Origin of the sequence: Propionivibrio sp. (assembly GCF_049316945.1) — a bacterium.
Lineage (GTDB): Bacteria > Pseudomonadota > Gammaproteobacteria > Burkholderiales > Rhodocyclaceae > Propionivibrio.
The window spans coordinates 1-2,774 of the sequence record NZ_JBMOJE010000293.1 but is presented as its reverse complement, the minus strand read 5'-3'; the positions used below and the strand labels follow the sequence as shown (position 1 = coordinate 2,774).

At 60.7% G+C, this 2,774-nt stretch carries 3 protein-coding genes; all 3 read left to right on the top strand.

The genetic code is table 11. The annotated features are described in order from the left end of the window. Window positions 1-74: 74 nt before the first annotated feature. On the top strand, window positions 75-1,691 hold the full coding sequence (gene nifA, locus ACOYNV_RS27165; protein WP_422902941.1) for a nif-specific transcriptional activator NifA: 1,617 nt from the start codon (window positions 75-77) through the stop codon (window positions 1,689-1,691). A 51-nt stretch (window positions 1,692-1,742) separates the two neighbouring features. Beyond that, complete coding sequence (locus tag ACOYNV_RS27160) at window positions 1,743-2,312, top strand: Uma2 family endonuclease (RefSeq protein WP_422902940.1); 570 nt, start codon at window positions 1,743-1,745, stop codon at window positions 2,310-2,312. Between the two features lie 27 nt (window positions 2,313-2,339). After that, window positions 2,340-2,774: hypothetical protein (locus ACOYNV_RS27155; protein WP_422902939.1), on the top strand; the 435-nt coding region annotated here is incomplete at its 3' end.

The following is a 2,774-nucleotide window of genomic DNA, read 5'->3' as shown; positions in this document are numbered from 1 at the left end:
GGATCGGGACGAATAAGTCGTTGATTTAGCTTGGGGTAGCTGCTACATAATGCCGTAAATACCCCGAGAAAAGCATGCGCGAACACATCATCCGCACTGTCGATGCGCTACCCGCCACGGGCAGCAGCGGCTATTGTCGAACACATGAACTGAATATCCTGCTGCTCGCCGCGCTCTATGCGGTCAGCCGCGTTCTCAGCCGCTCGCTGGCCTTCAATGAAAGTCTGCGCGACGTGCTGCGCATCCTGCACGACGAAGCCGGGCTGACCTGCGGCATGATCGGCATCGTTGATCCGAATTCCGGCAATCTGGCAGCGCACTTGCTGCACCACCAGTCAGCGGTCAGCGATGTTCAGTATGAGCCGGGCGAAGGCATCCTCGGCCTGATGCTGGAAAAACCGCGCACCATGATGTTCACCCGCATCGCCGATGAGCCGCGCTTTCTCAACCGCCTTGAAATCTATCAGCCGGAGTTGCCCTTTATCGCCGTGCCGATCAAGGTTGGTGGCAACCTGCAGGGGATTCTTGCCGTACAACCCGGCGCGCCGGACGATGGCCTGCTCGAAGAACGCGCACAGTTCGTCGAAATGGTCGCCAACCTGATCGGCCAGAGCCTGCGCCTGTCGCTCGAAGTCGAGCAGGAAAAATCGACGCTGGTCGAGGAGCGCGACCTGCTCCGGCGCACCGTCCGTCACCAGTTCGGATTCGACAGCATGGTCGGCCGCTCGGCGACCATGCGCCGCGTTTTCGACCAGGCACGCCTGGTCGCCAAGTGGAACACGACAGTGCTGATTCGCGGTGAAACCGGCACCGGCAAGGAGCTGATCGCCAACGCCATCCACTACAACTCGCCGCGCGCACGCAACGCGATGGTCCGCCTCAACTGTGCCGCATTGCCGGAAAACCTGCTGGAATCCGAACTCTTCGGGCACGAACGCGGCGCCTTTACCGGTGCTGTCGAGGCACGTAAAGGGCGTTTCGAACAGGCGCACGGCGGCACCCTGTTTCTCGATGAGATCGGTGATATCTCGTCACCATTCCAGGCCAAATTGCTGCGCGTTCTGCAGGAAGGCGAATTCGAACGCGTCGGTGGCAGCCGGACGATCAAGGTCGATGTGCGCTTCATCGCCGCCACCCATCGCGACCTGGAAACCGCCGTCGATATGGGCGACTTCCGCGAAGACCTGTTCTATCGCCTGAATGTCATGCCGCTGTTCCTGCCGCCGCTGCGCGAGCGGATCGAAGACATCCCGGAAATCGCCCGCCATCTGCTCAGCAAGATCGGCGCCAGCCAGAAGCGCAAGCTGACCCTGAGCGATATGGCCCAGCGCCGGCTGGCCAGCCACACCTGGCCGGGCAATGTGCGCGAGCTTGAAAATTGCCTGGAACGTGCCGCCGTTCTCTCGGAAGACGGCCATATCGATGTCGATCTGATCCGCTTCCCCAGTGCCCGCGAGCGCACCGCTCACCGCCCGCAGCGGGGAGCGGCGCCAGCGGCACTCAACCCGGTCTACAGCCCGATCCCGGAAGTCGATATCGACGACCCGAATCTCTCGGAAAAAGAGCGCGTCATCACCGCCCTGGAACAGGCCGGCTGGGTGCAGGCCAAGGCCGCCCGCATCCTCGGCATGACGCCGCGCCAGATCGCTTACCGGATACAAACGCTGAACATCGAGGTCAAGCAGTTCTGAGTATTGCCTGGAGGGGCTTGCGGTAAGATAAGCGACCCGAAGGAGACTTTGATGAATGCCCTTTCTGCGCTGAAAGCTGTTCCGCTCTATGAGCAACTGTGCAACTTGCCCGAAAATCTGACCGGCGAAATCATCAACGGCCAATTGCACAGCCAGCCGCGACCGAGTGGTCGCCATGGCCTGGCTGAGCGGGCGCTGAGTTTTGACCTCTGCGGGCCTTACGACTTCGGTCGCAACGGCCCCGGCGGCTGGTGGATCATCCCGGAACCGGAAGTGCATTTCGTGCGCGATACCGAGGTGGCAGTTCCCGACCTTGCGGGCTGGCGGCGCGCACGCATGCCGCAGGTGCCCGACGACCACCGCTTTGAAGTCGTGCCCGACTGGGTCTGCGAAATCCTCTCGCCTTCCACCGCGCGCAAGGACCGTATCGTCAAGCTGCCTTTCTATGCCAGTTACGGTGTCGCCTACGCCTGGCTGGTCGACCCGGAGGCGCGCACGCTGGAAGCCTACGCACTGAGCCAGGGCCACTGGATGCTGATCGCCGCCCTGCAGGATGACGCCCCTGTGCGCGTCGCACCTTTCGACGCCGTCGAGTTTTGCCTGGGCGACCTGTGGGGGTGATTTTCTGCAAGCAAGGCTGCAGGGCTTATGGATAAAGGATCTTCAAGATACACACCTGAAGATGGTTGTATTCATTGGCTGTGCGGTGTGAGTGGCTGTAGATCGCCTGTTTGCGGCTATTCCAGAGGTTGTAATAATTTTCACCCTCAGAGAATCAAAGGAGAAAGAGAACTGCAAATGTTTGTCGATCTACCGCCGGATGTGCCCGATGCGAAGCCGATGATTGTCTTGGCGCAAAGTCAGCAGATTCAGCAATCCACAAAAGCAAGGCAGCCCGGTAGGGTGCGCAAATTCTTTTCTTTGCGCACGCGGAATCCCCTCGCGCCGACGTGCTGGATCCGCCGGGTGGTGCGCAACGCTTCGCGTTTCACACCCTACCAAACCGCACGCGGCGCAGAATCAAAGGGAGAATCAAAGCCCGGTAGGGTGCGCAAATTCTTTTCTTTGCGCACGCGGAATCCC

What these genes read in the sequence shown, in the direction of transcription:
- nifA (WP_422902941.1), top strand. Translation starts at nt 75, where the DNA reads ATGCGCGAACACATCATCCGCACTGTCGATGCGCTACCCGCCACGGGC.
- ACOYNV_RS27160 (WP_422902940.1), top strand. Translation starts at nt 1,743, where the DNA reads ATGAATGCCCTTTCTGCGCTGAAAGCTGTTCCGCTCTATGAGCAACTG.